General features: G+C 60.9%; 28 protein-coding genes. 9 read left to right on the top strand and 19 right to left on the bottom strand.

Features of this window, described 5'->3' with window-relative positions:
- Positions 1 to 9: 9 nt before the first annotated feature.
- Positions 10 to 1,287, bottom strand: coding sequence for an MFS transporter (locus Q0X18_RS06660; protein WP_297560082.1), 1,278 nt, complete (start codon positions 1,285 to 1,287; stop codon positions 10 to 12).
- Positions 1,288 to 1,472: 185 nt separating this feature from the next.
- Here Q0X18_RS06660 and Q0X18_RS06655 point away from each other — a divergent pair, with 185 nt between their 5' ends.
- The 5 genes from Q0X18_RS06655 to Q0X18_RS06635 all read left to right on the top strand — a co-directional run bounded on the left by Q0X18_RS06655 (position 1,473) and on the right by Q0X18_RS06635 (position 5,290).
- Positions 1,473 to 1,979 (top strand): TlpA disulfide reductase family protein, encoded by a 507-nt coding sequence (locus Q0X18_RS06655; protein WP_297560080.1) that lies wholly within the window; start codon positions 1,473 to 1,475, stop codon positions 1,977 to 1,979.
- A gap of 211 nt (positions 1,980 to 2,190) precedes the next feature.
- Entirely contained in the window at positions 2,191 to 2,874 is a 684-nt protein-coding gene (locus tag Q0X18_RS06650) for a DUF2461 domain-containing protein (protein WP_297560077.1), read from the top strand.
- A complete protein-coding gene (locus Q0X18_RS06645; protein WP_297560075.1) occupies positions 2,871 to 3,263 on the top strand; it encodes a M67 family metallopeptidase in 393 nt (130 codons plus the stop codon). The genes Q0X18_RS06650 and Q0X18_RS06645 overlap by 4 nt, the downstream gene beginning before the upstream one ends.
- Positions 3,264 to 3,287: 24 nt before the next feature.
- Positions 3,288 to 4,088 carry a molybdopterin-synthase adenylyltransferase MoeB gene (locus tag Q0X18_RS06640; RefSeq protein ID WP_297560072.1) on the top strand — a complete coding sequence of 267 codons (801 nt, stop codon included), beginning with the start codon at positions 3,288 to 3,290 and terminating at the stop codon, positions 4,086 to 4,088.
- A gap of 59 nt (positions 4,089 to 4,147) precedes the next feature.
- A complete protein-coding gene (locus Q0X18_RS06635) occupies positions 4,148 to 5,290 on the top strand; it encodes a citrate synthase/methylcitrate synthase (protein ID WP_297560068.1) in 1,143 nt (380 codons plus the stop codon).
- A 200-nt stretch (positions 5,291 to 5,490) separates the two neighbouring features.
- Here Q0X18_RS06635 and aat read toward each other — a convergent pair whose 3' ends face one another.
- The 10 genes from aat to Q0X18_RS06585 all read right to left on the bottom strand — a co-directional run bounded on the left by aat (position 5,491) and on the right by Q0X18_RS06585 (position 14,572).
- Positions 5,491 to 6,099, bottom strand: coding sequence for a leucyl/phenylalanyl-tRNA--protein transferase (aat, locus tag Q0X18_RS06630; RefSeq protein WP_297560066.1), 609 nt, complete (start codon positions 6,097 to 6,099; stop codon positions 5,491 to 5,493).
- A 43-nt stretch (positions 6,100 to 6,142) separates the two neighbouring features.
- Complete coding sequence (locus Q0X18_RS06625; protein ID WP_297560063.1) at positions 6,143 to 7,900, bottom strand: ATP-binding protein; 1,758 nt, start codon at positions 7,898 to 7,900, stop codon at positions 6,143 to 6,145.
- Between the two features lie 15 nt (positions 7,901 to 7,915).
- Entirely contained in the window at positions 7,916 to 8,860 is a 945-nt protein-coding gene (locus Q0X18_RS06620; RefSeq protein WP_297560060.1) for a DNA double-strand break repair nuclease NurA, read from the bottom strand.
- Positions 8,861 to 8,964: 104 nt separating this feature from the next.
- On the bottom strand, positions 8,965 to 10,032 hold the full coding sequence (locus Q0X18_RS06615; RefSeq protein WP_297560057.1) for a lipopolysaccharide assembly protein LapB: 1,068 nt from the start codon (positions 10,030 to 10,032) through the stop codon (positions 8,965 to 8,967).
- 101 nt (positions 10,033 to 10,133) lie between these two features.
- Entirely contained in the window at positions 10,134 to 11,387 is a 1,254-nt protein-coding gene (gene hslU / locus Q0X18_RS06610; RefSeq protein WP_297560054.1) for an ATP-dependent protease ATPase subunit HslU, read from the bottom strand.
- Positions 11,384 to 11,935, bottom strand: a complete 552-nt coding sequence (gene hslV, locus Q0X18_RS06605; RefSeq protein ID WP_297560051.1) for an ATP-dependent protease subunit HslV — start codon at positions 11,933 to 11,935, stop codon at positions 11,384 to 11,386. The genes hslU and hslV overlap by 4 nt, the downstream gene beginning before the upstream one ends.
- Before the next feature lie 149 nt (positions 11,936 to 12,084).
- Positions 12,085 to 12,666 carry a Holliday junction branch migration protein RuvA gene (gene ruvA / locus Q0X18_RS06600; protein WP_297560049.1) on the bottom strand — a complete coding sequence of 194 codons (582 nt, stop codon included), beginning with the start codon at positions 12,664 to 12,666 and terminating at the stop codon, positions 12,085 to 12,087.
- Between the two features lie 9 nt (positions 12,667 to 12,675).
- A complete protein-coding gene (locus tag Q0X18_RS06595) occupies positions 12,676 to 13,443 on the bottom strand; it encodes an enoyl-CoA hydratase-related protein (RefSeq protein ID WP_297560046.1) in 768 nt (255 codons plus the stop codon).
- A 9-nt stretch (positions 13,444 to 13,452) separates the two neighbouring features.
- On the bottom strand, positions 13,453 to 14,223 hold the full coding sequence (locus tag Q0X18_RS06590) for an enoyl-CoA hydratase-related protein (RefSeq protein ID WP_297560043.1): 771 nt from the start codon (positions 14,221 to 14,223) through the stop codon (positions 13,453 to 13,455).
- 16 nt (positions 14,224 to 14,239) lie between these two features.
- Positions 14,240 to 14,572, bottom strand: a complete 333-nt coding sequence (locus tag Q0X18_RS06585; protein ID WP_297560040.1) for a cupin domain-containing protein — start codon at positions 14,570 to 14,572, stop codon at positions 14,240 to 14,242.
- A gap of 362 nt (positions 14,573 to 14,934) precedes the next feature.
- On the opposite strand from Q0X18_RS06585, the gene Q0X18_RS06580 reads away from it, so the two are divergent.
- Genes Q0X18_RS06580 through Q0X18_RS06565 form a run of 4 tightly spaced genes read left to right on the top strand, consistent with a single transcriptional unit; the run spans position 14,935 to position 18,568 of the window.
- Positions 14,935 to 15,747 carry an ABC transporter ATP-binding protein gene (locus Q0X18_RS06580; protein WP_297560038.1) on the top strand — a complete coding sequence of 271 codons (813 nt, stop codon included), beginning with the start codon at positions 14,935 to 14,937 and terminating at the stop codon, positions 15,745 to 15,747.
- A 28-nt stretch (positions 15,748 to 15,775) separates the two neighbouring features.
- Positions 15,776 to 16,603, top strand: a complete 828-nt coding sequence (locus Q0X18_RS06575; RefSeq protein ID WP_297560036.1) for an ABC transporter permease — start codon at positions 15,776 to 15,778, stop codon at positions 16,601 to 16,603.
- 40 nt (positions 16,604 to 16,643) lie between these two features.
- A complete protein-coding gene (locus Q0X18_RS06570) occupies positions 16,644 to 17,366 on the top strand; it encodes an ABC transporter ATP-binding protein (RefSeq protein WP_297560034.1) in 723 nt (240 codons plus the stop codon).
- Positions 17,367 to 17,380: 14 nt separating this feature from the next.
- Entirely contained in the window at positions 17,381 to 18,568 is a 1,188-nt protein-coding gene (locus Q0X18_RS06565) for an ABC transporter permease (RefSeq protein WP_297560031.1), read from the top strand.
- Here Q0X18_RS06565 and mqnC read toward each other — a convergent pair.
- From mqnC to pyrH, 8 genes are all read right to left on the bottom strand, one after another.
- On the bottom strand, positions 18,565 to 19,698 hold the full coding sequence (gene mqnC / locus Q0X18_RS06560; protein ID WP_297560029.1) for a cyclic dehypoxanthinyl futalosine synthase: 1,134 nt from the start codon (positions 19,696 to 19,698) through the stop codon (positions 18,565 to 18,567). The two genes, Q0X18_RS06565 and mqnC, sit on opposite strands and share 4 nt — an antisense overlap.
- A 162-nt stretch (positions 19,699 to 19,860) precedes the next feature.
- Entirely contained in the window at positions 19,861 to 20,109 is a 249-nt protein-coding gene (locus tag Q0X18_RS06555) for a hypothetical protein (protein ID WP_297560026.1), read from the bottom strand.
- A 48-nt stretch (positions 20,110 to 20,157) separates the two neighbouring features.
- Complete coding sequence (locus tag Q0X18_RS06550; RefSeq protein ID WP_297560024.1) at positions 20,158 to 20,790, bottom strand: glycosyltransferase family 2 protein; 633 nt, start codon at positions 20,788 to 20,790, stop codon at positions 20,158 to 20,160.
- Between the two features lie 44 nt (positions 20,791 to 20,834).
- The gene (locus tag Q0X18_RS06545; RefSeq protein ID WP_297560021.1) at positions 20,835 to 21,848 is read right to left on the bottom strand and encodes an RIP metalloprotease; all 1,014 of its coding nucleotides are present in this window, start codon (positions 21,846 to 21,848) and stop codon (positions 20,835 to 20,837) included.
- A gap of 14 nt (positions 21,849 to 21,862) precedes the next feature.
- Positions 21,863 to 22,990: a 1-deoxy-D-xylulose-5-phosphate reductoisomerase gene (gene dxr / locus Q0X18_RS06540; protein ID WP_297560018.1), complete on the bottom strand. Its 1,128-nt coding sequence runs from the start codon at positions 22,988 to 22,990 to the stop codon at positions 21,863 to 21,865.
- A gap of 58 nt (positions 22,991 to 23,048) precedes the next feature.
- The gene (locus Q0X18_RS06535) at positions 23,049 to 23,909 is read right to left on the bottom strand and encodes a phosphatidate cytidylyltransferase (RefSeq protein ID WP_297560016.1); all 861 of its coding nucleotides are present in this window, start codon (positions 23,907 to 23,909) and stop codon (positions 23,049 to 23,051) included.
- A gap of 70 nt (positions 23,910 to 23,979) precedes the next feature.
- Positions 23,980 to 24,540, bottom strand: coding sequence for a ribosome recycling factor (gene frr, locus Q0X18_RS06530; RefSeq protein ID WP_297563029.1), 561 nt, complete (start codon positions 24,538 to 24,540; stop codon positions 23,980 to 23,982).
- Positions 24,541 to 24,702: 162 nt separating this feature from the next.
- A complete protein-coding gene (pyrH, locus tag Q0X18_RS06525; RefSeq protein ID WP_297560014.1) occupies positions 24,703 to 25,407 on the bottom strand; it encodes a UMP kinase in 705 nt (234 codons plus the stop codon).
- Positions 25,408 to 25,485: the final 78 nt, after the last annotated feature.

Genomic DNA, 25,485 nt, shown 5'->3' with positions numbered 1-25,485 from the left:
AAACGTGGGTTAGGGGCGGTAGTCGCCGGGCTGTTGCTCCCGCACCTGAAGCAAATTGTAAAGCGGAAACAGTACCAAGAGCGCGCCAAAAAAGCCCAGCATGTGAAGATCAAACCCCTCCACAATCAGCCCGCCCAGGATGGGCAGGCTCATGCCGGCGACGTTGGACCAGAGGTCGAGCACCCCAATGGCCTGGCCGCGCCGGGTGGGGGGTGTCACGTCGGTGAGCATGGTATTGGCGCTCAGAAAAGCCCCCGACCAGCCCAGCCCCACTAGAAAAGTGCCGGCGGTGATCACCCAGTAGCCCTCACCCAGCCCCACCAATAGGGCCCCCAGCCCCGCCACCGCCAGCCCCGCCATAATCACCGGCTTGCGGCCCAGCCGGTCGGCCAGGCGGCCTATAGGCCAGGAAAAGGCGAACATCCCCATTACGTGCAGGGCTACTGAGAAAGAGATTTGCGAAAGGCTACAATCCAGGGCCTTGAGGGCCAGCGCGGTCATGGACATCATCATGACCATCTGCCCCTGCACCGTGACCGCCGTGAGAATGGCCGCCATCCGGACGCGGGCCAGGTCTTTTTGCTCGAGGTGCTCCGAAGCCGAGGCTGTACCCTGCAAGGCCCAGGCCGGGTAATACCGGGCGAGCTCGAGGGCCATCTGCTTGGGGTCGGGCTGGATGCTTCGCACCAGCAAAAAGCTCGGCAGAATCAGCATGGGCACCAGCAGCCAGGCCAGGGCGATCTCGTTGATGCCCAGGGCCAGGCCCAGGTGCTCGGCCACCCAGACCAATAGGGGCGAGAGGCCCGCCCCAAACAAAGAACCCATGGCCACCAGGCTCAGCCCCTCGGCCCGGCGGCTGGGGGGGTACATGTCGGCTGCCGCCACCCGCATCTGCTGCACCGCCCCCACCCCGCTGCCAAAAACCAGAGCACCTGCGCAGAACAAGGCAAACGACCCCAGCAGGGTGGCGGTACCGATCAGCAAGGCCCCCACCATAGCCAGCCACAAACCCAGATACAGCCCCGCTTTTCTCCCACGCCGGTCGGTCATGCGCCCAACGTAAAAGGCCGTCATGACCCTAGCCAGTGATAAAAGACTGGTGGCTAAGCCTGCAAATGCGGCATTGCCCAGCAGCATCACCACCTGGATGGCCCCAAAGGTGGGTACCAACTGCATACCCGCGCCGTTAATGGCCTGGGTGATGGCGAGCAACCAGGTGTTCTTGCGTACCTGTGCGGGAATGGGGGCTAAGCCGTCACTGGATGGTGCGGAGGAATGAGCGGACACAAAGGCAGTATACGCCCGGCTTCACAAGCCTCACCCGAAACAACCCTCGAAGGTTCAATCCGGTAGCGTTTGAGAAGCATCGGTTTGGGAGTGGCCCAGCGGGGTTTCGGATTGAAGCAGTTCATCTGCGGGGCACTGTGACCCTGCACACCCCGAATGGGCAGGCCCTGCTAAACTTGAATTCGATGGAAGCAGCCCCCAAAAAACTTTCCCCGGCTCTGCAACTGGGCATCGTCGGTCTGATCGCCGTTGGATTGGTGGCCCTGGCGCTATTTTCCGCTCCGCCGCAGCGGGCGGGCGATCTGCCCCAGGCCCAGTTGGTTCGCCTGGACGGTAGCAGCGCGGTCTTGCGCAGTGGCAAACCTACCGTGCTCACGGTCTGGGCGACCTGGTGTACCTATTGCCAGCGGCAGCTCCCCGAGTTCGAAGAGATGGCCCGCCAGCGGCCCGATGTGCAATTCGCCTTTGTCAACGACGGCGAGCCGGCCCAGCTGGTGCGCCAGTTCCACGATATGCGGGGCTTTTCCAGCGCGGTGATCTATCAGGATGCGCTACGTACCGTTTCCAGGTCGCTCAGAGTGAACGGCTATCCCTCCAACTTTTTCTACGACTCCAGAGGCAGGCTGGTAGGGGAGGTGCGGGGCTATATGAGCCCGGAGCAGCTCCAGGCCGCGCTGGCCCAGCTAAACTAACTACGAACCCCAAAGATGGGGCGTCAAAAGGTCAGGCACGGGGTTCCTAGCAATGCTCCGTTCCCGGTTCTATCCGCTAGGGCCAAGGATCTGCCTGTCGAAGCCGAACTTCTTAGCCGGAAACGGGTAAGTGTCTAGCTGGTGGTGCGTAGAGCGTCAACTCGAGCTTCCCCAACAATTGCCAGACCCCACCCTGGGTACTGTGACTGATATGGCGGCTGTGCTTACCAGAAAGCAAGCGTATTTTTCCCCCGAGCTTTTCCATTTTCTGATTGAGCTGCGTTTCAACAACCGGCGCGACTGGTTTCAGGCCAACAAACCCCGCTACGAGGCCTTGGTGCGGCAGCCGTTTTTGCGCTTTATTGCCGATTTCGCTCCGCGCCTTGAGAAAATTAGCCCCGATTATGTAGCAGGCCCCCGGAGCCTCTTTCGCATCCAGCGCGATACCCGCTTCAGCGCCAACAAAACCCCCTACAAGACCCACGCCGCAGCCCAGTTTCGCCACCAACGGGGGCGGGACGTGCATATGCCGGGCTTTTACATCCACCTCGAGCCCGACAACTGCTTCATAGGCGCTGGTATCTGGATGCCCGAGCCGGAGAACCTGCGGCGCATTCGGGCCGCCATTGCCCGCCAGGATTCCCGTTGGCTGCGGCTGCGCAGGCAGCACGAGCTCGACGGGGAAGGCAAGCTCACCCGCCCGCCCAGGGGCTACAGCGCCGATCATCCCCTCATCGAAGACCTCAAGCAGCGGAGCTTTACGGTGTCGTACGGTATTGCCGAAGAGTTGGTCACCTCGGGCGAACTGCTCCCAATCGTAGAAAAAGTGTTTCGTGAACTGCTGCCGCTCAATCAGTTTTTGAGCGAGGTGTTGCTGCTTCCTTCCGAGCCATGATGCTGCGGCTGCCCAAGGCCTGCCTCAAGCAAACCCTTGCCCATCTGCGGGCCGCCCTGCCCCACGAAGGCCTGGGCCTCTGGGTAGGCCGGGCCGGGCGGGTGGTGGAGTTCTGGCCCCTGCAAAACATTCACCCACGACCCCGCGAACGCTACGAGGCCGATCCGCAGTCCCTGGTTGAGGCCGTTCGCCGCATCGAGCAAATGGGCCTCGAGCTGGTCGCTATTGTGCACGCGCATCCCAACGGGCCGGCTGCGCCCAGCGAAACCGACCGCTCCCAGGCCTTCTGGCGGGTTCCATATGTAATTTTCGATATGAAAACCGAGCAGTTTCGGGCCTTCTGGCTACCTCAAGGGGAGGAGGTGCCGGTTGGGCTCGAGGCGCTCTAAGGTTCCAATTGCTATAGTGCTGGTATGTGGAGCAAAGAGGAGCTGGATCGCTACGCCCGCCACATCGTGCTGCCGGGGGTGGGGGGGGCCGGCCAGGCCCGGCTCAAGCAGAGTGCGGTGCTGGTGGTGGGGGCCGGCGGGCTGGGTTCACCGGTCTTGATGTACCTGGCCGCGGCGGGGGTGGGCCGGCTGGGCCTGGTCGAGATGGATCGGGTGGACGTTTCCAACCTCCAGCGGCAGGTGCTGTTCGACACCCCATCGCTGGGGCAACCCAAGGCCGAGGTAGCCAAAAGCCGCCTGGAAAACCTCAACCCCCATATCCAGATCGAAGCCCATGCCGAGCGGATTACCTCCGAAAACGCCCTTAGGCTGCTGCAACCCTACGATCTGGTAATTGACTGCACCGATAATTTCCCTACCCGCTACCTGGTCAACGACGCCTGTGTGTTACTGGACAAACCGCTGGTATATGGGGCCATCCACCAGTTCGAGGGCCAGCTCTCGGTATTTCACCATCAGGGCGGGCCCTGTTACCGCTGCCTGTTCCCCCAGCCACCCCGGCCTGGCACCGTCCCCAACTGCGCAGAGGCCGGGGTGTTTGGCGTTCTTCCGGGGGTGATTGGGAGTCTGATGGCGGCCGAGGCCATCAAGGTGTTGCTGGGGCTGGGTGAGGTGCTGTCGGGCAAGCTGTTGCTCTACGACGGCTTACAGGCCCAGTTCCGCCGCCTGAGCTTCCCGCGCCGCCCGGACTGCCCGGTGTGTGGGGCACAGCCTAGTGTATCTACACTGCAAGATTATGAGCTTTGGTGCGGTAATTCGGTGTAGAAACGCGATAGAATACACAGGCTAGCCCCGACCACGGTCAGGGCACTAAAGGAGCGATTATGAGTGCAACTGTTGCGATTGCTCGAGGTCTGGAAGATGTTATTTTCACCGAAAGTAGCCTGTGTTTCATCGATGGCGACCAGGGCCGCCTGTACTACGCCGGTTACAAAATCCAAGACCTCGCCGAGTACTCCACATTCGAAGAAGTGACCTACCTACTTCTGCACGGTCACTTACCGAATAAGGCCGAGCTAAAGGCTTTCAGCGCCAGGCTGTCCTCGCTGCGGGCTTTGCCACCTTCCATCATCAAGCAAATCAAGCAATTCCCCCGCGATGCCCACCCCATGTCCATGCTGCGCACCGCGGTGAGTGAGCTAGGCATGGTAGACCCCACCGAAAGCGATGTCTCACCCGAGGCGCTGTACGAGAAATCGCTTTCGCTCATCGCCAAGTTTGCCACCATCGTGGCTGCCACCAAGCGCCACCGCGAAGGGCAAAAAATTCTTGCCCCCCGCAAAGGCCTGTCCCACGCGGCCAACTTCCTCTACATGTCCACTGGCAAAGTGCCCAGCAAGGAAGAAACCAAGCTGATGGACGTGGCCCTGATTTTGCAGGCCGAGCACGGCTTCAATGCTTCCACCTTTACCGCCATTGCCACCTACTCCACCCAGGCCGACATCTACAGCTCCATCGTTGCCGCGGTAGGGGCGCTCAAGGGCCCCCGGCACGGCGGCGCCAACGAAGCGGTGATGAAGATGATTGCCGAGATCGGCGCCCCCGAGAACGTCTCGGCCTGGCTGGCCGACCTGCAGGCCAAGAAGGGCCGTGTGATGGGCATGGGCCACCGGGTCTACAAGTCCTACGACCCCAGGGCCGGGGTGCTCGATAAATACGCGGGAGAGGTGGCGGCCAAACACGGGCACAGCAAGGAGTATGCCATCTTGAAGGAGCTCGAGCGCCAGGCAGGGGCCATCTACAACCCCAAGGGCATCTACCCCAACGTGGACTTCTACTCGGGGGTGGTGTACTCCGATTTGGGCTACCCCCTCGAGTTCTTCACGCCCATCTTCGCGGTGGCCCGTATCTCGGGCTGGTGTGCGCACATCCTCGAGTACACCAAGGTAGATAACCGCTTGTTGCGCCCTGATTCCCATTACACCGGGAAGCTGGATCTTCCCTACAAGCCTTTGTCCAAACGCTAAAACTCTCCGCTAGATACAGCGGATGGCTTCAAAAGGCCATCCGCTTTTATTGTGATTTTTACAGCAGTGCATAATGCGACTCCCCCTACTCTTGCTGCTAGGACTGGCGACAAAGAACGATTCCAGCACTGTTTTTGACTTTTTGAAGATTGCTGGAATTCGCTCTGAGAACCGCTCTAAACGAAAACGGGCCGACGGCTCTAGCCTACAAATCGGGCGGGTTTCTGGATGGCCTGGAATAATCGCTGGCGAAACTCAATCGGGTCTACCTCTATAGCACCAAACCGGGCTAGGTGCGGGTTTTGCACCTGTACGTCAAAAATCTCGAAGCCCCTCTGGCGCAGATGCTCCACCAACCGCACCATGGCCACCTTGGAGGCGTTGGGAACACTGTAAAACATACTGTCGCCAATAAAAGCAGCCCCCAATGCAACACCCAGAATACCGCCGGCCAACCTGCCCTCGTACCAGGTTTCAAAGCTATGAGCAAAGCCGTAGCGGTGTAGGCTCAGGTAAAGCTGGGCCACTTCGGGGGTAATCCAGGTCTCGCTTTTGAAGGTCCAACCCCTGGTTGCGCAACCCTCGAGCACCCCCGCAAAATCGGCGTTGATCCGGGCCTCGAATCGCCCGGAGTTGAGCGCCCGCCGCAGGCTTTTGGGAATGTGGAAGCGCTCATCCAGCGGTATCAAGGCCCGGTAGGGTGTGCCGTAGGCCCGCTGGTCGAACCAGCCAATCCCCTGCTCGATCCCAAGGGGAAAATATCCCTGGGCATACATGTTCAGTACAGCTTGTAGGTTGATCCTGTCCACAAAGGAAAGTTTTTAGGGGTTGGACACAATGGATTTGCCCAGACTAATCTATCAGCCTGGATAACTTTTCTGCCGATACATCCTCCTGCACCTCGTCTTTTTTCATGGCCCAGGCCGGCAGCGGAAAGGTGAGGGCCAGTGGCACCGGCACCTCGGGTTGGTGCAGAATCATGGTTCCCTGCGGCAAAATCATGGCCCGCTGGCGGAAGGATGGGGGCAGGTAGCGGTACTCAGGCCGCTCGGCCTCGGCGGCATCGAGCCGGCCCACCACCCGGATGGCGGCGTTGCCGACAATCCGGCTCTCCACCTCGGAAGCGGTTTGCTGTGCACCAATCAGAATTACACCCAGGCTGCGCCCGCGCTCGGCAATGTCCAGCAGAATGTCTTTGATGGGGCTTTCGCCGTCGCGGGGGGCGTACTTGTTGAGCTCGTCCAGCACCACAAACACCCGGCCTGCATAATCGCCCCGCTCCTTGCGGCCAAACACCTCGCGCAATATGGAGCCCACCACAAACATCTGTGCCTGCGCCGAGAGCTGGTGAATGTCCACCACGCTTACCTGGGCCTGGCCGCCCAGGGGGTTGGGCCTTTTGCCGGGTTTATCTCCTCGGACGAGGTGCTCGACGTTGCCAATGGCTGCGCGCAGACGCCGCACGAAGGCCTCGAGCGTGCCTCGAGCCTGCCGGGCTGTCCAGCGTGGGTCGCCCTTCTGCTTCTCTTCGTCGTCGGCAGACTCCGGCCCCAACAGCTTGAACTCGATGTAGCGCACCAACTGGGCAAAGGTGACAATCTTTTGCCGGCCCAGCTCGTCAAATGGCACATGGGCTTCGCTGGTCGAAAGCTCATCCGACCAGTCCTCCACTAAAATATGGGGGCCCCGCTGCCCTTGCTTATCGTTCTCATCGCCCACCAGGCGGCGCAGGCGCTCGGTCACCTGGTCAATCAGAAAGCCCAGGTTGCTCATGGCCCCACGGTCGGTGAACAAAAACGGGAGCAGCCCCTCGCGGCAAAACTGCACCAAGTCCCAGTAGTAAGCGCTGGCGTCGGGGCGCCCGACATCGGCCAGAATATCGCCAGGGGTTTTACGGGGCGGGGCCAGAAAAGCCACGCTCTGGAAGGCCTGAGCGGGCAGGCCCAGCTTCTGGTAGGCGGCTTTAGCCTCGTCGTTCAGGCCGCTGTTGTCCTTATCGAGGTAGAAGAGGTCTTCCCCCTTCACGTTGAAGATGAGGGCCTTGGTGTTGGCTTTTTGCCGGTTGGCCGACGACTGGAAAATGCCGTGCAGCAGGAAGGTGGCGTAGCTGGTCTTGGCCGCTACCCCTGAGACCCCCGAGATGTTGACGTGCCCCCCCTTGAAGCCGTTGAGAAATTCGAAGTTGATGTAAGCTACCTCGCCGTTTTTCAAAAGGCCCACCGGGAGTTTTTGTTCCTGCATCCGGTCGTAGTACAGGGCCAGCCCCAGGATTTCTTCCTGAGCCAGATAGACCGGCGCGCCGGGGTCGGGGGGTAGGTATTCCTCCGGCATGATCCGGGTGACCTGCACGTGCGCGGCGTAGGAGAGGCTCACCGGCAGCAGGTCGCGCCGGGCCAGGAACACGTCGGTATCGAACTGAGCCCCTTCGTAGAGCTTGATCACCTGATCCACCATGCCGTAGTAGCGCACGCTGCCCTTACGCGGGTCGGGATGCGGAAACTCGACATAGACCAGATCATCGAGGCGCAGGTACTGCCCCTCCTCGACGGCAACCCAGAAATCCAGGGCCTTTGCTTCGCGGCTACCCAATACCATGCCTACCTGACTCACAGCTTCCTCCCAACTCTAAGCAAATAGCGCCTGCACGATTCTACGCCGAACTACCTCGGCCTGCCCCAGGTGCCGCCCCAGCCACTGCTCCAGGCCCCCTATGGGGATCAGGTTTTGCGGTGCGCGCGGATCCTTGGCCGGTGAGGAGGCCAGGGTACAAAAAAGGCTGACCGAAAGATCGGCCAGTCGAACTGCCTCGCTGGGCTCCTCGGTGGGGGTCTCGATGCGCAGGAGGGCCGCGCCGCTGTAAAAGGTGCTGTTTGGTTCCAGGGGCAGGCGCACGTACCACGAGAACACGTCCAGCGGACGTCGCAAGGCATAGCCCGGAATCAGAAATATGGGGGTGCGCTGGTAGGGTTGAAGGTTATATAGCAAGGTTTGCTGATCGGGCCCCAGGTAGGTTGTGGCCTGGGTCTTGGTGTAGCCCAGCAGCCGCCCAGGTTTTTTGTAGTCTTGTGCGCCGAGGTATATCTGCCCATCCACGATTACCAGGCCGCCCTCGAGCCTGTTCACCAGACTGGCCTCCAGGTGGCGCATCACCTCGATAACCTTGCTGCGCAGGCTGGTGGGGTCGGATTTTTCGGTCTGGATGGGTTCGTAGTGCCTGAGGCCAGGGGGTAGGGGTTCCTCGAGCTCGCTGCTGTGCAGCAGGATGTGGCGCTTTGTTGGGTCTCCTACCGGGCGAATGCCGGCCCCATCTCGCAACACAGCCCCCGCGATCACTGTTGCCAGCAAGGCCCGCCGCCCTCTGGCATCGGCGATCTGGGCGTCTATGCGCTGGCGGCCATCCACCAGGTACACAATCGGCCAGTCCTGGGGTTCGACTTTTGGGGGCGTATGGGCTACCCAGTCGCCTTCATAATGGATTTTGATGTCCTCGAGGCCGCCAGCCTCTTCATCGCTACCGATCCGTTCGGGCAGTGCATAATCGGGGTTCCAGGCTTCCAGCTTCCAGGCCATAGAATCAATCTACAACATTTAGCTTTTTACGTAAATGTTGTCTATCTAATGTTGGTAGCATACTAAAATAAAAAAGCTCCAATTGGCCTTCAAGCCCAGTAAACTCACTTCAAGCGGTTTAGTACGTCCTGCGCTTCTTTGAAGTCGGGCCGCAGCTTGAGGGCATGTTCGCACTGTGCCTTCGCGCCGGCTTTATCCCCCAGCAGCTCGTTGGCGCGGCACAGCCAGAAGCGGTAGACCGGATTGTCCTGCTCCAGGGCCACGGCCTTGGTGAAGTTGAAGCGAGCCTTTTGATAGTCCTTTAGCTCAATCAGCACCTGACCTAGGCCAATATAGGCATCCGGATAACGCACCGGTGAGAGGGCTACGGCCTGCTGGTAGGAAACCCCGGCTTGCTGCCAGTCTTTTTTCTCGTAGTAAGCATCGCCCCGTCGTAACCAGGCTTCGGCGTTGCCAGGGCTCAGGATTACGGCCTGGTCTAGGTGCTCAATGGCTAGATCTACATTGCCCCTGAGCAGCAGCAGGCTACCGTACTTGATACGCAAGCTCGAGTTCTTGGGGGCTGCCTTCACTGCTTCGTCGTAATTCTTGAGGGCCTCATCCCACTTACCCTGCCGAATGTAGATGTCGGCCAGTAAAGCCCGCACCACCGGTTCATCCTTGATGGCCAGAGCGCGATTGATGGATTCTACTGCCTGATCTAACTTGTTCTGATAAGCCAAGACGGTTCCACGCGTTGCATAGATGGGGGCATACTTGGGATTGACCCGTTCGGCTTCACGCAGGATGCTCAGGGCTTGATCCAGTAAACCCTTGGCTGCTTCGCGGCTTTCCGACAGCAGATACTGACGCACGTATACCTGCGCTAGGGCCACATACGACTGGATGAAGCTGCTGTTGAGGGTAATCGAGCGACGCAAGTTTTCAGTGGCCGCAGTGAAGCGGTTCAACTCAGACTGCACCCGGGCCAGCAGGTAAAGATTTTCGGCGCTGGGGGCGTCTTTTACAGCTCGTTCACAGGCCGGCAGCGCTGCTTCCGGACGCCCGGCCTCGTAGAGCAAAGCACACAAGCTGGCCTGGGTCTGTGGTTTAGGCGCAGGTTGGGCGGGGTTTTGCTGCGCCAGAACGCTTCCCATTGTTAGCGCCAGCACAAAGAACCAAAAACGCATCATCTTCCTCCTAAATCGTACAACTTGTAGGTTGCTGTAGTTTATTGGACGGCACGGCTGTGCAAGATTGTGTTGGCCAAGGTTTCACAAAATGCCCCAGGGCTTCATAGGATGTAACGGGAAAGATCGGGGGAGGCAAGCACATCTTTGAGCCGGGCTTCCACATACTCCTTCGTTACCTCGACTCGGCCTAAACCGGTTTGAAACGAGACTTCTTCCAAAAGCCGCTCCAGCACCGTGGCGAGTCGCCTGGCGCCAATATCCTCTAACTCTTGGTTAGCTTGGTGAGCAAACCGCGCCACTGCCTGGATGGCCTCGGGGGTGAAATGAAGCTCGGTCTCGTCGGCGGCGAGCAAGGCGGAGTACTGCTTGATGAGCGAGTTTTCCGGCTCGCGCAGGATACGCTCGAACTCCTGTGGCCCCAGAGGCTCGAGCTCCACCCGGATGGGGAAGCGGCCTTGTAGTTCTGGAATCAGATCGGAGGGCTTGGAAACGTGAAAGGCCCCGGCGGCAATGAACAGCACATGATCGGTTGAGACCGGCCCCAGGCGGGTCGAGACCACGGTTCCCTCCACGATGGGAAGCAGATCCCGCTGTACGCCTTCCCCTGAGACATCCGGCCCGCCGACCGCACCCTTGCTACGAGCGATCTTATCCATCTCATCGATAAACACGATGCCCTCTTCCTGAGCCCGTCGCAGGGCCTCTTGAGTGGCTTCTTCCTTGTCTACGAGGCGTTCCGCTTCCTGGTTTTTGAGGATCTCCAGGGCCTCTTTGACCCGCAGCTTGCGCCGCACCCTGCGCTGGGGCATCAGCCCTTTGAGCATGTCTTGCAGGCCTTGCATTTGCTCGCCGCCAAACATACCCATCATGGGCAGGCGGGCTTCCTCGGACACCTCAATTTCAACCATCTGGTCGTTGTAGCGACCTGTTCGCAGCTCATGGGGCTGAATGCGTAAAAGCGAGGCTATCTCATCTTCGGCCAGGCTTTGAGCCCGCCCCTCCACTTTGGCCTTCATCTCCTGCATCACCAGCTGGTAGGAAGCCTCGGCCAGGTCACGCACGATGGAGTCCACGTCGCGACCTACATAGCCCACCTCGGTAAATTTGGTGGCCTCTACCTTCAGAAAGGGTGCACCCGCCAGCCGGGCCAGCCGCCGGGCAATCTCGGTCTTGCCCACGCCCGTTGGGCCGATCATCAAGATGTTTTTGGGCATGACCTCACGTGCCAGCTCAGGCGGTAGTTTCTTGCGGCGTATCCGGTTGCGGAGCGCCACCGCCACCGCGCGTTTGGCGGCGGCCTGCCCAACGATATGCTTATCCAGCTCGCGCACAATTTCGGCGGGGGTCAGGTTCATGACGCACCCCCTACGCTCAAGACCTGTGTGGCCTGTCCGCTGGTGTACAGGTCTATCTCACCAGCAATGCGGATGGCCTGCTCGGCGATCTGGGGGGCCGGAAGGCTCGAGTAGCGCAGCAGGGCTTTTGCTGCTGAAAGGGCATAGGGGCCCCCAGAGCCTACTGCCAGCACCGGCTCATCGGGACTCAGCACCTCGCCGTTGCCGGAGAGCAGCAGCAGGTTGTCGCGGTCGGCTAGAACCAGCATGGCCTCGAGGTTCCTTAGGATGCGGTCGCTCCGCCAGAGCTTGGCGGTTTCAATAGCAGCCCGTTGGAGGTTGCCCTTGGCGCTGGAGAGCGCACCTTCAAACTTTTCCAGCAACATGAGGGCATCGGCCACAGCGCCAGCAAAACCAACCAGAATGCCTTCGCCTTGCTCGAGGCGACGAACCTTAACAGCCCCGGTCTTCATAATGGTCTGACCGAGGGTGACCTGCCCGTCGCCTGCAATTGCCGTGACACCGTCTCGACGAACTGCCACAATGGTGGTGCCGTGCATTCGCTCCATTCCTACGGAATCTAGCGCCGCACGGTGAATCTGGTATGAGAGCACCCTGGCGCGCTACTGCCCTGCAGGCAGCACAATGACCTAAAAAAAGTGCCGGGACGAGCGCTCTGAAAAGAGCTCAAGTCGATTTAGCGTCTGATCCAGATGTGCTAGCGCAGGGCTTTTAGGGCTAGCTTGATAAGTTCCTGGGTGCCGGCCTCGGGGTTTTTCTGGGCGATCTCGGCCACCACGCTCCGCACCTGGCCCTCGCGGAAGCCCAGGGTGATGAGGGCCAGCTCAGCTTCCTCGGTCTGGCTGCTACGGACCAGATGGCCTCCTTCGCCCATCAGGTGGGCCGGCACCTTGCTGCGCAGCTCGAGCGCGATGCGCTCGGCCAGCTTCTTGCCCACCCCCTGGGCCGCCGTGAGCAGGCGCAGGTCGCCTTCGGCCAGGGCCCGCGCCAGCAGGGCGGGGGTCTGGGAGGAAAGCAGGTTCAGGGCCACTTTGGGCCCCACCCCCGAGACCGAGAGCAAAAGCTCGAACAGTTCCAGGCTGCGTTCATCGGCAAAGCCAAAAAGCGACAGGTCGTCCTCGCGCACCACCAGCTTGGTGTGCAAAGCGGCTTCCTGCCCCTCGATGAGCTGGGCCAGCGTCGAGGCCGGACAGCTCGCCTCGAGGCCCACCCCCCCCACCAGCAAGACCACGCTGCTGGGGCTTTTTTTCAGTACCGTTCCCTTGAGGTAGCGAACCACGCCGCTAGTCTACCTGCCCTGGAAGCGCGGGGGGCGCTTCTCGTAAAAAGCCTGCACGCCCTCCTGGTGATCCTCGGTGCGGCCCGCCACCTCCTGCAGCAGGGCCTCGTACTCGAGCATCTCCTCGAGGCTGGCCCCCGCGCTGCGCCGCAGGGCCCGCTTAATCAGGCCGTAGGTTTTGGTGGGGCCCAGGGCCAGCTCACCCGCCAGCCGGGCCACCTCCTCGGCAAAGCTTTCGGCGGGCACCACCCGGTTTACCAGGCCCAGGGCCAGGGCCTCCTCGGCCTTGAGGCGCTCTGAGAGCACCTCGAGTTCGAAGGCCCTGGCGTAGCCCACCATGCGCGGCAGGTGGTAGTTCATGCCCGCATCGGGGATCAGGCCAATCCTGCTAAAGCCGGTGGTCAGCACCGCGTCGGTAGAAGCAATACGCAGGTCACAGGCCAGGGCCAGCGACAGGCCGGCCCCGGCGGCGGCCCCGTGAATAGCGGCGATTACCGGCTTTTCCAAACCGGCCAGACCCTCCACCACCGAGCGGTAGTTGCGCAGGTGATTCTTGTACGAGATGCGCTGCCCCTCAAACTCGCGCAAATCCTGACCGGAGCAGAAGCCGCGGCCCGCTCCTCGCAGCACCACCACCCGCACCTCCGGGGCGGCGGCCTCTTTGAGGGCTTTGCTAAGCTCCCGCAGCATCTCGGTGGTGAGGGCGTTGATGGCCTCGGGCCGGTTCAGGGTGAGGGTTAGAACGCCGTTGTTTTGATCGCGTAGAAGTACCTCCATGCTTCCTCCCTAGCGCCCTTTCCACTGGGGCTTGCGTTTTTCCAAAAAGGCGGTGGTGCCTTCCTGCTTGTCCTCGCTGCCAAAGGCAACCAGGAAGTTGCTGCGCTCGAGGCCCAGCCCGTGCTCCAGGCTCATGTCCTGGGCCCGCAGGACGGCATCCTTGGCCAGCCGCGCGGCCAGGGGGGCCCGTTCGGCGAGGGTCTGGGCAAGCTCGAGGGCCTCTTCCAGATACAGCTCCACCGGCACCACACGGTTCACCAGGCCGTGCTGCAAGGCTTCCCAGGCCGAGAGCACCCGTCCGGCCAGAATCACCTCCATGGCCAGGTACTTGCCCACCTGCCGGGTGAGGCGCTGGGTGCCCCCGCCGCCGGGGATGATGCCCAGGTTAATTTCCGGCTGGGCGAACTTGGCGGTATCGGAAGCCACAATCAGGTCGCAGAGCATGGCCAGCTCACAGCCGCCCCCATAGGCAAAGCCCGAGACCGCGGCCACCAGCGGCTTGCGCACCTTGCGCAGAACCTCGTACTGGTCGGCCCGCAGGCCTTTCATCAGCTCGGCCAGGCTGGTTTGCTGGAACTCGGCGATATCGGCCCCGGCGGCAAAGGCCCGCTCGTTGCCGGTAATGACCATGGCCCCGATGGCGGCATCCTGCTCGAACGCAGCAATGGCGGTAGCCAGCTCGCGCAGGGTGGCGCTGTTGAGGGCGTTGAGCTGTTTGGGGCGGTTGAGCCGCACCAGCCCCACTGCCCCGTGGGTCTCCACCAGAATGTTCTCGTACATAAAACCCCCTCGAGCCCTACTTAAGGCGGTCGGCCGGGAAGCGCTCGTTTTCCCACACATCAATAAAGGCGGTGCCCGCTGCCAGCCTGGCGCTGTGCGGAACGCCGGCGGGAATATGGTAGTAGTCGCCCTTGCGGAACACCTGGGTCTCGCCGCCGATTACGAACTCGACCTGGCCTTCCAGCACCACCCCCCACTGGCCGTCGTGGGCGTGTTCGGGCACAAAGGTTTCTTCGGAGACCTGGGCAAACCCCACCTGCCCCTTGTAGCCCGAAAGCACCGCCATATCCATGCCGGGCCAGATTTCCACCTGCTTAAAGGCCTTAAACCACTCGGGAAAGACGTTCATGTTCTGACCTCGTGTAGTCGAACAGCAGACCGATTCTACCCTAAAACATACCGTCTGCAGGGCCAGGCTCATTTTTTGCAGCACGCTATTTAGTGGTGATTTCCGCCGCATGCCCTTGCGCTTTGGCCCGGCCAGCGCGTACACTTGGTGCTGGAAGGTGAACCATGAGCAACCGCATTCTTATCAGGATGAGCAGGTTTTTTGCCTGAACCCAAGCCCCACCCGACCCGCATTTGTTACGCTTTTTGCGTTTTTCGGCGGCCTTCGGGCCGCCGATTTGTTTGGAGTGCCAGGATGCTTTTACCCAGAACCAACTGCCCCAAGTCCCCAAGCCCCCCGACTGATTCAAGGCAGGATCCACTATGCTAACCCTCGAGTCCACCAAAACCCAACTCGCCATCGAGGTCTCCGACCTCAAAAAAGTCTTCCGCAAGCGCGATGGGCTTCGTGCGCCCCTCAAGGAGGAATGGGCCCTCAAAGGGGTGTCTTTCCAGGTGCGGGAAGGGGAGACCTACGGCCTACTGGGCCCCAACGGCTCGGGAAAGTCCACCCTGATTCGCATTTTGTCCACCCTGCTCACCCCCGATGGCGGCATGGTGCGAATGCTGGGTCACACCCTACCCGAGGGTGAGCGCGAACTGCGGCGCAAAATGGGCCGTGTAAGCGTGGACGCGGCCTTCTACAAGAAGCTTTCTCCGCGTGAGAACCTGCTCTACGCCGCGCAGCTCTACGGCCTCGAGCCCCGCACAGCCGAAAAGCGGGCCATGCAGATTCTGGAGCAACTGGGCCTGGAGTCGCGCCGCTTCGGCGACCCCATCGAGGAGATGAGCCGCGGCATGCAGCAGAAGATTGCCATTGCCCGAGCCCTCCTCATCAACCCGCCCCTCCTGCTACTGGACGAGCCCACTACCGGCCTCGACCCCAAAAGCCGCCGCGACGTGCAGGCCTTCCTGGAAGACCTGCGGGCCCGCGAAGGCACCACCATCCTGCTCACCACCCACGACATGGCCGAGGCCGAGCGCCTTTCGCACCGCATCGGCTTCCTGGCCCATGGCCGCCTGGTGGCCGAGGGCACCGCCAACGAACTCAAGCAAAAAGCCGGAACCGAGAGCCTCGAGGAGGCCTTCATCGCCCTCACCGGCGAGGCCTTCGATGAGGAAGAGCTCGAAAGTTAATGGTTGTTGCACGACCTAAGGGAACACTATGTTTGAACGCTATATCCGCCCCATGTGGGCCTTTGTCTTCCGCGACTGGCACCTGACCCGGCGCTACATGAGCTGGGTGGTGGTGTTCGTGTTTTACGCCATCGTCAACTCGGCCACCATTGCCCTGATTGGCAAGGCCCAGGACGACTTCCGCCTGACCCTGACGCTGTTGCTGGGCGTGCTCTTGTGGTCTTTTTTATCGGCCATGTACAACGAGATCGCGAACTCTATCTCCTACGAGCGCTGGGAGGGGACGCTCGAGTACACCTTTATGGCCCCGGTCTCGAGGCTCATCCACCTTTCGGGGGTCTCGCTCTTTGCGGTCATTTTCAGCGTGATTCGCACCATCGTGATCCTGGTGGGGTTGGTGCTCTTTATCCAGGTCTCGGTGAACGGGGCCAACCTGCTGGGGGTCTTGGTGGTGTTGCTGGTAGCCAGCCTGGCCTTTATGGGGCTGGGCCTGATGGCTGCCATTTTGCCGGTAATGTCGCCGGAGAACGGGGCCCAGGCCACCAACATCTTCCAGGGCATTCTGCTTCTGGTCTCGGGCATCTACTATCCAGTTAGCGTGCTGCCGAGCTGGGTGCAGCCCCTGGCCTACCTGAGCCCGGCCACCTATGCCCTCGAGGCCTGCCGTAAGCTGATGGGGATTAACCACCCCGACTCTACATCCGACAAACTGGTGGGTGCGCCGCTTTCCTCGGTGCTACCGGAACTGGGTATCCTGTTGCTGATGGGGGTGGTTCTAATTCCGCTGGGCCTGTGGGTTTTCCACACCGCCGAGATGTGGGCCAAGCGCACCGGCAAGCTCAAGCGGACGGGCTAGCGGGCGGGATACGCCACCGCTTCGATTGGCAGGAGGTTACATGATTGAGGTGGTCAACCTACAAAAAAGCTACCAGAAGCTTCAAGCTGTTAAGGGCATCTCGTTCAGCGTGCAGCCGGGTGAGGTGTATGGCCTTTTGGGCCCCAATGGGGCCGGCAAAACCACCACCCTGCGGATGCTGGCCACCCTGCTCAAGCCCACCGGGGGCAGCGCTAAAGTGGCAGGTTTTGATGCGCTAAGGCAACCCCTCGAGGTGCGCCGCAACCTGGGCATCGTCAACGGTGGGATGAAGGTCTACGACAAGCTCACCGGCTACGAGGTGCTGGACTTCTTCGGGAGCTTCTACGACCTGTGGGGGCCCAAACTCAAGGAACGCATCGCCTGGGCCGCCGAGCTTTTGCACCTCGAGCCGTCTGTGCTCTCCAAGCAGGTCAGGCAGATGTCCACCGGTATGCAGCAGAAAATCGTCATCGCGCGGGCCATCCTGCACCAGCCCCAGGTCTTATTGCTGGACGAGGCCACCGCTGGCCTGGATGTGTTCGCCCGCCGGGCTTTGCTGGATTTCGTCAAGCAGTACGCCGGGCTGGGCAAGACCCTCGTCTACTCCACCCACGTGATGAGCGAGGCCGAGGAGGTCTGCGACCGGGTGGGCTTTATTGACCACGGCCTGCTGGTTTTTGAGGGCAGCCTGCAGGAGGCCCTCGAGCTCGGTTCGGGCAACCTCGAGCGGGCCTTTATCCGTCGCCTGGAAGAGGCCGCCTAAAGGTGGGGTGCCCCATGAACGAAATCTTGATCATTGCCCGTAAAGAGCTGCTTAGCGTGGTGCGCGAGCGCCGGGTGCTCTTTACCACCCTGGTGCTGCCCATCCTGATCATGCCGCTGTTGATGTTTGGCCCCATTCTGCTCTTCGGCAACGCCGCCCGCCAGACCCAGGAGTCCGTGCAGAAAGTGGGGGTGGTGGGGGTTCCGACGGTGGTGCTGGAGGAACTCCGCAAAGCCAGGGTCGAGCCCATCGAGGTAGCCAACCCCCAGGGGGCCGTGCAGAACCGCGAGGTGCAGGCGGCCCTGGTCTTCGAGAATGGGCGCTACATCATCTATGGCCGGCTCTCGGGCGGGGCCACCCAGAGTGCGCTGGTGGTGGAGAAGGTGCAGGCGGCGCTGCGCGCTTACAAAGACCAGGTGGTGGCCGAGCAACTGCGAGCCCGGGGGATTGGAACCGATATTCTGGAGCCCTTCAGCGTCGAGACCCAGGACGCCTCGCGCGAGCAGGAGCGGGCCGCTGGCCTCTTTGCCTTCCTGATTCCGTTCTTTTTGGTTTCGTTTATTCAGGCGGGCGGTATGCCGGTGGCGGTGGACGCCACGGCAGGGGAGAAGGAGAAGGGGACGCTCGAGGCCCTTCTGGCCGCCCCCGTCCCGCTCCTCCAGGTTCTGCTGGGCAAAGGGCTGGCGGTGTTTGTGATGTCGCTGCTCTCGACCTTTGCGGCCGTGGCCGGGCTTTTGCTGGGCGGCGGGGTGTTCCGCAACCTTTTTGCTGCCCAGCTTCAGGCCGTGCAGAACGGAGAGAACCAGGCCCAGTTAGGGGGTGCCCTGGCCCTCGATCCGCTGGGTTATCTGGCTATCTTGGTAACGGCAGTGCTATTCGCCCTGCTCATCATCGCCATCATGATTTCCCTGGGCCTTTACGCCCGCAGCTTCAAGGAGGCCCAGAGTTATATGAGCCCCTTATCCCTGGTGATGCTGATTCCTTTGCTCTTTCTGCAGTTCTCCGATTTTCTCAAACTGCAGGACTGGTACTTCGCCCTGCCCCTTGTAAACGTAATGCTGGCGCTGGACGCGATTGTCAAAGGCGCGGCCACTGCCACCCAACTGCTCATCACCTGGGCCTCTACCCTGGCCTATGGCGCGCTGGCGCTGCACCTGGCCTATCGCAATTTCCAGCGGGAAGACGTGGTTTTCAGAAACTAGGCCAGCGGCAGGGCTACCGGGGGCTTCTCGTTCAAAATGGCCTGTACATCGGGGTACTGCTTGATGTTGTAGTAGGGGTCGCGCTCGGCCGGGATAAAGCCCGCGTCGGCAATATGGCGCACAATCTGCCGCACGGTGGCGTGGGTGCGGTTGTGCCCGCCAGCGGCGCTGACCACGTTTTCTTCTAGCATGGTAGAGCCGAAGTCGTTGGCGCCGTAGTAGAGCGCGGCCTGGGCCACCTTGAAGCCCATGCTGGGCCAACTGGCCTGCAGGTTGGGGATGTTGTCCAGGGCGAGGCGGGCGATGGCAAGCTGCTGCAGGTACTCATGCGCGGTGGCCCCCGGGGCCTTGCCCTTCAGGCGGGTGTGCTCGGTTTGCAGCGTCCACATGGCGAAAGCCGCGAAGCCCTGTCCATAGGTGTGAAGTGCCTTATCTTGCTGCTCACGAATCTGGAGCAGGTGCGCCACGCGCTGCTCGTAGGTCTCGCCAAAGCCAATCACCATGGTGGCGATGGTGTAAAGCCCCAGGCTCTGGGCGGTATCCAGGATGCGGAACCAGTCGCTGCTTTTGATGCGGGCCGGGGCTGCCTTGGCCCGCACCTCGTCCACCAGAATTTCACCGCCTGCGCCCGGTAGACCATCGAGGCCGGCCTCCTTGAGCGCTACCAGCAGCTCGCGGCAGTCGCGCCCGGTGATCTTCTCCAGGCCCAGAATTTCCTCGGGGCTGAAGGCATCAATGCGCACCTCGGGGTAGTGTTTCTTCAGGTAGCGCAAGAGCTCGAGGTACCACTCGAAGGGCAGGTCGGGGTTGACCCCGCCTTGCATCAGGATGCGCCGCCCGCCGATCTGCATGAGTTCCTCAACCTTGTGCCCGATCTCCTCGAAGGAGAGCACGTAAGCATCGCCCTGCCGCTTGGTGCGGTAGAAGGCGCAGAAGTTGCAGGCCACGTTGCAGATGTTGGTGTAGTTGATGTTGCGGTCGATCAGGTAGGTGACCACCTGGGGGTTGCTGCGCTGGAGCCGCAGTTCGTGGGCTACGGCCGCTACTTCGGGGAGGGGAAGCCGGTAGAGCTCGAGTATTTCACTAGCCGAAAGTCGTTCGCCCGCCGCTGCACGGCTCAAAACGTCCATGCGCTTATTCTACCCACTGGCTTTTTGGAAAAAGTAGGACAAATAACCCCTGCATGTACCTGTGAACCCCATGGAAAGCCCTGTACCTGGCCCGTTGCAGCAAAGCATATTTCCCGCAGGGGCTCCTGGATAAGGGAAATGAGATGGCAGGGTGTTTGGAGCTCACCGCTCTTCTTCCTCTTCCTCTTCCTCTTCCTCTTCCTCTTCTTCCCAGTCGTCCTCGCCGTCCCAATCGTCTTCTTCCGACTCGATATCGTCAATGTAGTAGTCCTCGATCTGGCTGGCGTCGGCCACCACCTGGCCTTTGCTCACGAAGCGCAGGCCCTCCTCGTCAATCTCCAGGCTCAGATCCTCGAGGTCGGTGTCTTCGGGTACGTGCACCTGCATCATCACAGCCACTTCGATTCGCATAGCCACCTCCATGTGCTCTCAAAGCTATGGGTCTATGGTCAGGGAAATTCAAGCTCGAGTCTTCCGGCCCAAGCGGTACCTTAGAAGCTCGGTGTACATCTTGAGGCGCATACCCAGGCCCTTCCAGAAGCCGCGTTTTTGTTCCTTCATAATCTGGCCGGCCCCGTGCAGCTCTACGTAGGCCCAGCGGGCCTGGGTGCGGGCCAGGTGGTCGGTGATGGCAGGCTCGGGCCAGCGCCGCTCGGTCAGGTTGGGCACGCTGCGGAGCCACTGGGTGCTACAGGCCCGTTGCCCCGAGAGAAACGGGGTGGCGCGGTTGCCGAAGTCGGTCATCAGGCCCCCGGACTTGAAGACCCCAATGGCCATGTCCAGCTGGCCGCTTCGCACCGGCTCGAGCAGGTTCAGCAGGTGTTGAGGTTTTAGCCCCACCAGATCGGCATCCAATAGCAGCACATAGGGGGTTTGCACATGGGCCAGGCCGAAGGCCAGGGCTGCACTTTTGCCCCGGTTTTCGGGCAAACGCAGCACCCTGGCCCCAGCGGCTTCGGCGGCCTGGGCGGTTGCGTCGCTTGAGCCGTCGTCCACCACCAGCACCGGAAAACCGGCCTCCCGCGCCGCGGCCACCACCGCCCCGATGTGGGCTGCTTCGTTGTAGGCCGGAATGAGCACCGTGGCGTCCATTGGCGGCTATTCTATCGCGGTTTTGCCTGCGAGGTAGCGCGATGCTAGCCGCCCACCAGGTTGCGGATGTCGTTGATGGTCACCAGCACAATCAGGAGAATCAAAAAAATGAACCCCCCGTACGAGAGCCGGGCCTCGGTCTCGGGTTTGATGCGCCCCCCGCTCAAAGCATTGGCAATGAGCACCAGGATGCGCCCCCCATCCAGCCCAGGGATGGGCAGGAGGTTGAACACCGCCAGCGAGAGGTTGATGGCCGCCAGCAGTCCTACCAGCGTGCCAAGCCCCTGCTCGGCAGCCTGCCCGGTGATGTTGACGATGCCCACCGGCCCCGCCACCCCCTGGGCCTGCTGCCCTGAGAGGATGCGGGCGATGCTGCCCACGAACTCCTGCACGAAGCGTGGCACTGCCACCACCGTCTCGCCGATGGCTCGAGCGAATCCCTGGAAGAAGTTGATGCGGGTGTAGCCCACCAGCTCAGGCCGGTAGACGATGCCCAGCCGGGCCTGGGTGTTGTCCCAATTGAAGCGTATGGTCACCTCGGCGCCATCGCGTAGCACCACGAACACCTTTTCGCCCGTGCTCTGGCGGAAGCGGGTGACCTGGTCGTAGGCGGTGAGCTTCTCCCCGTTCAAACTGAGGATGCGGTCGCCCACCCTAAAACCGGCCTGCTCGGCCAGGCTGCCGGGCAGCACCTCGGTGACCTCGGCGCGGGTCTGGGGGATGCCCTGAATAGAGGAGAGTGCGGCCAGCACCCCCCAGGCCAGGAGCAGGTTCATGACCACGCCGGCCACCAGAATCAGGAATTTGCCCCAGCTCGAGAGCCGCGCGTAGCCGTGGGTGTCGCCGGGCATCATGCCCTCGATCTCGGCGTAGCCGCCCAGCGGGATGGCATTGAGCCGCCAGGTGGTGCCCCAGCGCTCAAACTTGAGCAGGGTAGGGCCAAAACCCACCCCAAAGTTCTTGACCCCCACCCCCTGCACTCGGGCGGCCAGGTAGTGGCCCAGCTCGTGTACGAAGATGCTGATGGAGATAATCAGTAGAAACCAGAGGATGCTCATGCTTTGCTCCGCAATCAGACCTTTACCTTCAGGTACTCACGGGCCCACCGGCGGGCCTCGAGGTCGGCATTAACAATATTGTCCCAGGTCAGTGCACCCACCGGAGTCTGCTGCAACACTTTTTCCAGCACCCTTGGGATCTCCAGGTAGCCGATCTGCCCCTGCAAAAAGGCCTCCACCGCGATTTCGTCGGCGGCGTTGAGCACCACCGGGGCCAGTCCCCCCATCCTCCCGGCCTCATAGGCCAGGGCCAGGGCCGGGAAGCGGGCGGTATCCGGCGGGTAAAACTCCAGCCGCTCGGGAATGGGGGCCTCGCGGAGCGGGGTGGGGGGCCTTTGGGGGTAGGTGAGGGCGTACTGGATGGCCAGACGCATATCGGTGGGGCCGAGCTGGGCTTTGAGGTTGCCGTCCTGGAAGCGCACCATGGAGTGCACATACGACTGGGGGTGAATCTGCACCTTGACCTTTTCGATGGGCACCCTGAACAACTGCACAGCTTCCAGCACCTCGAGGCCCTTGTTGAAGAGCGTCGAGGAGTCAATGGTCACCTTGGGCCCCATCTTCCAGCGGGGGTGCTGGAGGGCCATCTGAGGGGTGACGCTGGAAAGGTCGGTGGGTTCGTGCAGAAAAGGGCCCCCAGAAGCGGTGAGAATCAGCTCGGCCAGGTCTTCAAAGGGCTCCCCCAGCAGACTCTGAAACAGGGCGGAGTGCTCGGAGTCCACCGGGATAATCTCGGCCCCGCTCTGCTCGGCCTCCTGCCACAAGAGCGGCCCGGCGGCCACCATGCTCTCCTTGTTGGCTAAGGCCAGGCGGCGGCCTTGCTGCACCGCCACCCGCACCCCCGGCAGACCGGCCAGGCCCGGTATGGCCCCCACCACCACCTCGGCCGGCCAGGCAGCCACCTCGAGGACGTCGGCGGTGCGCAAGCCGGGAAAGCGGGCCTCGAGTTCGGGCAGGATGGAAGGGTCGGCAGCCACCACCTCGGGCCGAAACTCGGCAATCTGCTGGGCCAGCAGCTCCAGGTTTTTCCCGGCCACCAGCCCCACCACCCGGTAGCCCCGCCAGCGGCAGACATCCAGGGTCTGGGTGCCAATGGAGCCGGTCGAGCCCAGCACCACAATGCGTTTGGGGTTATCGTTCATCTTCATTGCCAGTGTACCGGTTTGGCGGGTGAGGTCTGTAACCCGAGGCGATTTGGTCTCAAATAAAAATGGTGAGGAGGTAGTAGGTGAGCGGAACCGTGAACAGGTGCGAGTCCAGCCGATCCAAGAGCCCACCGTGACCGGGCAGGAAGTAGCCGGAGTCTTTGACCCCGCAGTAGCGCTTGAGCATGGACTCGGTCAGGTCGCCCAGCTGGGCGGCAAACGAAAGCACCAGGTTGACCACAAACAGCTCCACCGGCCTGAACAGGGCAAAGGGGCTTTCGGGATAGGCCGAGCGCACGATGGTGGTAAAGAGAAAGAGCAGCAAAAGGCTGGTGGCAATCCCACCAATCGAGCCCTCCACGGTTTTGCCGGGGCTAATGGTGGGGGCCAGTTTACGTTTCCCCAGGTAGCGCCCTACAAAATAGCCCCCGATGTCGTTGGCAAAACTGGTGATGAGCGGCAGGGCCAGAATCCATAACCCCACGTTGCCGTCAGGCGAGTGGCGCAAAAGCAGGAAGAAGCCCAGCGTCCAGGGCAGGTACAGAAAGGCCATCAGGCTGTAGGCGAACCGCTGGATGTTGGCGCCCACGATCAGCTCCGAACTGAACGCGCCAATCAGCACCAGCCCCAGGGCAATTTCCCGCCAGGGTACGCCTGGGTAGGCATCGTGAAGCTGGGGTAGGCTGAATAGAAGCATCACCAGCCCCCCCCCAATCAAAAAGGCCATGTTAAGCTCGATGCCCTTGTTACGCAGCATGTAGCGTAGTTCAAACGAACCCATTACCAAGATGAATACCAGGGCCAAAAACATGAAGATGCGCCCTTCCCATAGCACCAAAAACAACACCACCACCCCGACGAGCGAGGAGATGACGCGGGTGGGCAGTGTGGGGTCGGGTCGGGCTTCGGGCACCACGATTTAAAGCATAGCAGCAGGTTTTTAGCGGCGACTTTGTAAAGGCTGGCCAAGGTGCTGCGGAAGCCGCTTAGCCCTTCAAAATTTCCTGCTCTTTTTTGTGCAGGGCCTCATCAATTTTGTGTATGAACTCATCGGTGATTTTTTGAATTTCAACCTCAGCGCGCTTGATATCGTCTTCAGAGAGATGTTTTTCTTTCTCCAGTTTTTTGGCTTTATCCAGCGCTTCACGCCGGATATTGCGTACGGCGATGCGGGCTTCTTCGGCGTAATGTTTCACCGATTTGACCAGATCGCGGCGGCGCTCCTCGGTGAGGGGAGGAATGTTGATGTACAAAGCGTCGCCTTTGTTGGTGGGGTTCAGGCCCAGATCGGAGTCACGGATGGCTTTTTCGATTTCCTTGAGCATATTAGGATCCCAAGACTGCACCACCAGAGTGCGCGGATCGGGAGAGGATACGGCTCCTACTTGGTTAAGGGGCATGGCCGAACCGTAATACTCAACCTTGATATTGTTGAGAATGGCGGGGTTGGCCCTGCCGGTGCGCATGGTGGTGAGGTGGTGCTCGAGGGCCTCCAGGGATTTTTGCATGTGCTGTCTAGTTTCGTTGTACAGGTCTTTGAGCATAATTCCCTCCTGTGTCTGAGATAGCTTATACCAACCCTATGCGTGATTGGCGCATGCTTAGTTCTTCAAGGTTTGGTCATAAGCGGAACTGTTATTGCTTCTAAATGAGCCCCGAAATTATGGCAGTACTGGATGATAGGTGGCCTATATCAGACGCTAGCCTGGCTAACTGTGAACCAGGGTGCCGACCTGTTCGCCCTTAATGATTTTTTCCAGATTGCCTTCAGTAAACATGTCGAAGACCACGATAGGCATGTTTTGCTCCTGACACAGGGCCATGGCGGTGGCATCCATCACCTGTAGGCCCTCCACCAGGGCTTGATGATAGGTGAGATCATCGAACTTTTTGGCCTCTGGGTTTTTACGGGGATCATCGCTGTAAACCCCATCCACTTTATTTTTTGCCATTAACACGGCATCAACGTTCATTTCCAGACCACGCAAGGCCGCAGCAGTGTCGGTGGTGACAAAGGGGTTGCCGGTTCCCCCACCGAAAATAACAACCCGACCTTTCTCAAGGTGTCGGATGGCCCGGCGCCGAATATAAGGCTCGGCTACTTGTTGGATGGTGAGAGAGGTCTGAACGCGGGTAGGCACGCCGATAAACTCGAGCGCATCCTGCAAAGCCAGGGCGTTCATAATAGTGGCGAGCATACCTATATAATCGGCGCTGGCCCGATCCATGCCTACCCCCTGCCGTGCGCCACGCCAGAAATTACCCCCGCCTACTACAATGGCGACCTGCACCCCTAACTGGTGGGCCTTGGCTACCTCCTGGGCCAGGGCTTTGGTGGCCTCGGGCTGGATACCAAAGCCATTACCGCTCATAAATTCACCCGATAGTTTGAGCAAAACCCGCCTGTATTTCATCTAGCCCCCTTTGCTATGCTAATGCCGACTTTGCAAAGCCACCTTCGCACCACCAGAGTTACACCTCGAACTCGGTAT

Origin of the sequence: Meiothermus sp., from assembly GCF_026004075.1 — a bacterium.
Lineage (GTDB): Bacteria > Deinococcota > Deinococci > Deinococcales > Thermaceae > Meiothermus.
The sequence above is the reverse complement of the archived record's forward strand: the minus strand, read 5'-3'. Positions and strand labels throughout refer to the sequence as shown.

Bases quoted from the DNA above. Each gene is read 5' to 3' on its own strand.
- Q0X18_RS06655 (WP_297560080.1), top strand. From the start codon at position 1,473: ATGGAAGCAGCCCCCAAAAAACTTTCCCCGGCTCTGCAACTGGGCATC.
- Q0X18_RS06650 (WP_297560077.1), top strand. From the start codon at position 2,191: ATGGCGGCTGTGCTTACCAGAAAGCAAGCGTATTTTTCCCCCGAGCTT.
- Q0X18_RS06645 (WP_297560075.1), top strand. From the start codon at position 2,871: ATGATGCTGCGGCTGCCCAAGGCCTGCCTCAAGCAAACCCTTGCCCAT.
- Q0X18_RS06640 (WP_297560072.1), top strand. From the start codon at position 3,288: ATGTGGAGCAAAGAGGAGCTGGATCGCTACGCCCGCCACATCGTGCTG.
- Q0X18_RS06635 (WP_297560068.1), top strand. From the start codon at position 4,148: ATGAGTGCAACTGTTGCGATTGCTCGAGGTCTGGAAGATGTTATTTTC.
- Q0X18_RS06620 (WP_297560060.1), bottom strand. From the start codon at position 8,860: ATGGCCTGGAAGCTGGAAGCCTGGAACCCCGATTATGCACTGCCCGAA.
- Q0X18_RS06615 (WP_297560057.1), bottom strand. From the start codon at position 10,032: ATGATGCGTTTTTGGTTCTTTGTGCTGGCGCTAACAATGGGAAGCGTT.
- hslU (WP_297560054.1), bottom strand. From the start codon at position 11,387: ATGAACCTGACCCCCGCCGAAATTGTGCGCGAGCTGGATAAGCATATC.
- hslV (WP_297560051.1), bottom strand. From the start codon at position 11,935: ATGGAGCGAATGCACGGCACCACCATTGTGGCAGTTCGTCGAGACGGT.
- Q0X18_RS06595 (WP_297560046.1), bottom strand. From the start codon at position 13,443: ATGGAGGTACTTCTACGCGATCAAAACAACGGCGTTCTAACCCTCACC.
- Q0X18_RS06590 (WP_297560043.1), bottom strand. From the start codon at position 14,223: ATGTACGAGAACATTCTGGTGGAGACCCACGGGGCAGTGGGGCTGGTG.
- Q0X18_RS06585 (WP_297560040.1), bottom strand. From the start codon at position 14,572: ATGAACGTCTTTCCCGAGTGGTTTAAGGCCTTTAAGCAGGTGGAAATC.
- Q0X18_RS06580 (WP_297560038.1), top strand. From the start codon at position 14,935: ATGCTAACCCTCGAGTCCACCAAAACCCAACTCGCCATCGAGGTCTCC.
- Q0X18_RS06575 (WP_297560036.1), top strand. From the start codon at position 15,776: ATGTTTGAACGCTATATCCGCCCCATGTGGGCCTTTGTCTTCCGCGAC.
- Q0X18_RS06570 (WP_297560034.1), top strand. From the start codon at position 16,644: ATGATTGAGGTGGTCAACCTACAAAAAAGCTACCAGAAGCTTCAAGCT.
- Q0X18_RS06565 (WP_297560031.1), top strand. From the start codon at position 17,381: ATGAACGAAATCTTGATCATTGCCCGTAAAGAGCTGCTTAGCGTGGTG.
- mqnC (WP_297560029.1), bottom strand. From the start codon at position 19,698: ATGGACGTTTTGAGCCGTGCAGCGGCGGGCGAACGACTTTCGGCTAGT.
- Q0X18_RS06555 (WP_297560026.1), bottom strand. From the start codon at position 20,109: ATGCGAATCGAAGTGGCTGTGATGATGCAGGTGCACGTACCCGAAGAC.
- Q0X18_RS06550 (WP_297560024.1), bottom strand. From the start codon at position 20,790: ATGGACGCCACGGTGCTCATTCCGGCCTACAACGAAGCAGCCCACATC.
- Q0X18_RS06545 (WP_297560021.1), bottom strand. From the start codon at position 21,848: ATGAGCATCCTCTGGTTTCTACTGATTATCTCCATCAGCATCTTCGTA.
- dxr (WP_297560018.1), bottom strand. From the start codon at position 22,990: ATGAACGATAACCCCAAACGCATTGTGGTGCTGGGCTCGACCGGCTCC.
- pyrH (WP_297560014.1), bottom strand. From the start codon at position 25,407: ATGAAATACAGGCGGGTTTTGCTCAAACTATCGGGTGAATTTATGAGC.